The sequence below is a fragment of the Mesorhizobium sp. M1A.F.Ca.ET.072.01.1.1 genome, from assembly GCF_004023325.1.
Classification (GTDB): Bacteria; Pseudomonadota; Alphaproteobacteria; order Rhizobiales; family Rhizobiaceae; genus Mesorhizobium.
In genome coordinates this window covers 1-378 of sequence record NZ_RZSF01000827.1, presented here as the reverse complement: position 1 = coordinate 378, position 378 = coordinate 1, and the positions used below count along the sequence as shown (strand labels likewise).

Below are 378 nucleotides of genomic sequence, written 5' to 3'. Positions count from 1 at the left end.
GGTGATCGAGTCCTCCAGCGTGTCGCCCGCCAGCAACAGGCCGGCATCGGGCATCAGCAGGACCGTCCCGTCATGGCTGTGGATTTCGACCTGGCGGAGTTCGACGGGGATCGCTCCGACGGTCAGATGGAGGTTGTTATCGAATATCCTGTTGGGGAGCACGAGCGGCCTGATCGGCGGGTTGCGGCCTTCGATCTCGGCCCGGCCGCGTTCAAGGGCCGAGGCTGTGAGGCGGTTGGCGATGATCTCGCAATCATGGAACACCTCGTTGCCGGCAATATGATCGTCATGCCAGTGGCTGAGCACGACGCGGATCGAGGTCACGCCCATCTCTTCGAGTGTCCGCCGGACAAGGCGGGCGTGGGGCAGGGATATATG

1 protein-coding gene is annotated in these 378 nt (G+C 63.5%); it reads right to left on the bottom strand.

What is annotated here, in order from left to right:
- Positions 1-324: MBL fold metallo-hydrolase (locus EOA32_RS38225; RefSeq protein ID WP_245499551.1), on the bottom strand; the 324-nt coding region annotated here is incomplete at its 3' end.
- Between the last annotated feature and the right edge of the window lie 54 nt (positions 325-378).